This is a genomic window from Bacillus sp. GMs2/2 (assembly GCF_050172095.1).
GTDB lineage: Bacteria > Bacillota > Bacilli > Bacillales > Bacillaceae_G > Bacillus_A > Bacillus_A cereus.
In genome coordinates, this window is the sequence record NZ_JBNLYE010000401.1 from 1 (window position 1) to 3,382 (window position 3,382).

Consider the following 3,382-nt stretch of genomic DNA (forward strand, 5'->3'; position numbering starts at 1 on the left):
ACTTAATTTGTATTTCACTTTAAAAATTACGTTTGCTTCTTTATCTGTGACCTCATCTACTTTTAATACAGTTGCGTATAGAAAATTCGAATCCCATTGCATACTTACAAAATCTAAACCAACTTGCGGATCAAATGTTTTCGGTATATAGGGATGTAAGCGCTCGGAACGCTTCTTCTTCCCCTCATCCCCTCTTTGCCAAGTAAAGTATTCCTTTGCGAATCCCCGCGCAAATTCAATCGCTTCTGGACGCGAGGCAAGGTTTTGTTTTTGTGTGACTTCCTTTGGAGTGGTGCTGGCCTTTGCTGTTGTATCTCCCTTTCCTTTTACTACGGTTGTGATGGATACAATCAGCATCCAACAAAACAGGAGCCAAAAGGCCCATTTTCCAATTAAGCGGCCTTTATAGGAAGGAATCTTTGTCGCTTTCCTTGCCTTTCCTTGTTTACTTTCAAATGTTTTTGCGAACCACTGTTTCACCTTTTGAACCATATTCATCCCCCTTTCAATTTCGGTACTGGCGTAAAGATCGTTCGTAACAATCACAAGCAAATGAAGCCATGCCAACCGCGGTTGATTCATCTTTTATTTCATTTCTTGCATAATTGATAAAATTGTTGAGTTTCGTTTGACTGCCTGTGATATATGGGAATCTAGCATGAACCACATACCGTTTGTCTCCATCCCTCCCCACTTCAAAGGACGCCCCATCTGTAGCCCGAAACGCCCTTACAAACTCTAAACCTTCCAATTCGTCCATCATGCACTCTCCTTTTCTCTTAAAACTGTAAGAAACTTGTTTGCCTTTTCTTTAAACATCCACCCTTTGTCTATTCTTGCTTGCTCGAACATGTCATAACAGCTGATTTCATGCTCGATTTCTAATATTGCTTTTTCTTTTGTAAGCTCTACCCCATCACACCTCCATTCCAATTCATCTGTATTTAATCCAATTTCTATTTCGATGATTTTTCCGTTTTCCATCAGATAAAACTTCTGCATATATACATCTGTTTGAGATAAACAAATCTCATGTAATTCCTCACAACCCATTCCCTCATAGATTTCCACTAGAAATTGAGCTTCAACTTCTCCCGCACTTCCTCTTTCATAAGTGTTTTTATGTGTAAACATTGTTTATCTCCCCCTTATGATCGACTATCGGCCATCTTCCATATTCCCACTACCACCAGGAAGAGAAGTAACACGCCTTCCCATCCTTGCGTGTAGTAAATTTCCACCACCTTACTTTTTACCACTTCCCAGGCTTCTCTTGATCCTGGTACTCTTTCAAATAACCAATCTGAAAAGACAATCAACAGAAAAATACTGGCGCTTATCGATAAAATAAACCGAAACACATTCTTAGAACCTCACTTTCTCATTTGGATTTTGAATATTCCGATAAATATTCCCGAATGGGTCTTGCAATATATCTTGAAACAGTGTGATATAAACTGGAATTTCTGGACTGCTTACTCCTTTTAAGTAGCGAATCAATTCTTTTTCCCTACTTTCACTACCTGCAACAAATACCAGGCGCCATATTGGTATTTCATATCCCATACCAGCATGTGTCCGATAATCTGCCTTTTTTCCTTCTTGCGTCATGAAATCGTTATAACGGATGATCTTTTTTTCTAATACTTCTTTTGATCCGTAAGAACGTTCCATTTCCATGAATACACCAATGTTTTTATCAATCGCTTCTTTTAATCCAATTACCGCAACCCCGTCTGGGCGTATGACACGATTTTTTCCTTTTGCATATTGGAATGTGGCCCGCGGTTCGTTAATCCATTCCTTTAGTTCCAATCTTTCTTCTCTCTTCGATATTAATGTCATGGCACATTCAATCTTTGCTAACATTAAACTGTGATACACAAAGGATGCCGAACGTTGGGACCAACTACTTTTCCAATGTACACTCCCTCTTAATCCACAAACTGTTTCTACTCCCTTTGCCGCAAGCGTATATACGTTTTGCGGTCTTCCAGATTTCCGAACCTGGTTTCTTGAAACAGGTATGGGAAGTAATTCATTTTTTAAATATTTTTCTTGTACCAAACGATTCAAACGGTAATATACTGATTTTTTCTTATGGTTCGGATATACTTTTTCTGTTATATACTCCATATCAACATAGATGTGATTGTGTATATCCATGAGTAAGTTTTGGTCTTCTTCCAATAGCAACATACTGCACATAGTCTCTACTCCTTTTCCCACATATCGAAAATGCTTTTTTCTCCTTTCATAACAGCCTCCATTTCATCCTCACCCTTTGATGGTTCGATGATCAGCGTTTCTTCTGGAAGTTCTATTTCTGATTCTTTTATTTGTGTTTCTGGCTGTTTCACTTCTTGTTTTTCTTCTTTCACTTTTACTGCTTCGGTAGCTTGTTTTCGAAATGGGATAATTTGCGCTTGATGTGTGGATTCGACTGGCTTTATTTCGGAAACAGGTTCTTTCACTTCTTCATTGGAAGGTGCTTTTTCTTCTAATTCATCTAGCCCCGAAGTCACAACAGGTTCTTCTTTGGTTAAATTGACTTTTTCGACTTGTTGATACTTGCCTTTTCCATATAGAAACTCATCAATTTCCTTGTCGATCTCTAATCCTGCTTTCCCATTTTGTTGCTCTAAAGAATGAATCTTTGCTCTGGTCCATTCATTTGATGCATGAATTTCTTTTTCGTTTTTATAATTCGCCGCTTTTCCATTTGGTAGGTATCGGTCTAATGGTGGAACACGTATAGTACACCACACATTTTTTGCCTCACCTCTGATATAATCTTGCGTTTGAATCGCTACAACTAAGTTAGGAAGGTTCTGCAAATACTCTGTACGGAATTGCTTTTGCATAATGCCCTCTAACGTTTTCGCGGAATTATGACCTTGCCTACATACAAAGTAATTTCCGCCCGCCTCTGTTAACATATCTGTTAGCTCTCTGTCTAACTGTCCCGAAACTTGCTGGGTAATCACCCATAATCCAAATCCATGCTTCCGATCCTTTGCAATAATTTTCGGAAGAACGGGTACTGGCACGTCATGTGCTTCATCTATAACTCCTAAATGTAGTTTTGAACCATGCGGCCGCTGTTGGGCGATACGGTGATATTGATTACAAATGTAACCGACTGTAAGCAATGTATCTTCTTTTCCCATTCCCGCTAAATCATAAAAGATAAGGTGCCCTTCATCCATCCACTTTCGAATTTCTAAGGAAAATCCTGTTTGCCCATACATACGCTTTAAATACAACGTATTACGGAAGATATCTAATCGGTTTAAAATCGCCTGTGTGCTGTCTTCTAATGCGCTTCCTACTTCATATTTCCAAAAGTGAGAGTAATATTTTTGTTCTGGTCCTTGTAAAT

The 3,382-nt window shown here is 38.8% G+C and carries 4 protein-coding genes and 1 pseudogene; all 5 read right to left on the reverse strand.

From position 1 onward, the window contains the following. A partial coding sequence (locus ACQGS6_RS25045; protein ID WP_426965773.1) for a conjugal transfer protein occupies nucleotides 1-492 on the reverse strand: 492 nt, incomplete at its 3' end. A 13-nt stretch (nucleotides 493-505) separates the two neighbouring features. Further along, the gene (locus ACQGS6_RS25050; RefSeq protein WP_426965774.1) at nucleotides 506-763 is read right to left on the reverse strand and encodes a hypothetical protein; all 258 of its coding nucleotides are present in this window, start codon (nucleotides 761-763) and stop codon (nucleotides 506-508) included. Next, on the reverse strand, nucleotides 760-1,134 hold the full coding sequence (locus ACQGS6_RS25055; RefSeq protein ID WP_426965775.1) for a hypothetical protein: 375 nt from the start codon (nucleotides 1,132-1,134) through the stop codon (nucleotides 760-762). Before ACQGS6_RS25055 ends, ACQGS6_RS25050 begins: the two co-directional genes overlap by 4 nt. 231 nt (nucleotides 1,135-1,365) lie before the next feature. After that, nucleotides 1,366-2,208, reverse strand: coding sequence for a replication-relaxation family protein (locus ACQGS6_RS25060; protein WP_000337181.1), 843 nt, complete (start codon nucleotides 2,206-2,208; stop codon nucleotides 1,366-1,368). Nucleotides 2,209-2,213: 5 nt separating this feature from the next. Continuing rightward, a pseudogene (locus ACQGS6_RS25065) lies at nucleotides 2,214-3,382 on the reverse strand (ATP-binding protein); the annotation flags it as partial.

Bases quoted from the DNA above. Each gene is read 5' to 3' on its own strand.
- ACQGS6_RS25050 (WP_426965774.1), bottom strand. From the start codon at position 763: ATGATGGACGAATTGGAAGGTTTAGAGTTTGTAAGGGCGTTTCGGGCT.
- ACQGS6_RS25055 (WP_426965775.1), bottom strand. From the start codon at position 1,134: ATGTTTACACATAAAAACACTTATGAAAGAGGAAGTGCGGGAGAAGTT.
- ACQGS6_RS25060 (WP_000337181.1), bottom strand. From the start codon at position 2,208: ATGTGCAGTATGTTGCTATTGGAAGAAGACCAAAACTTACTCATGGAT.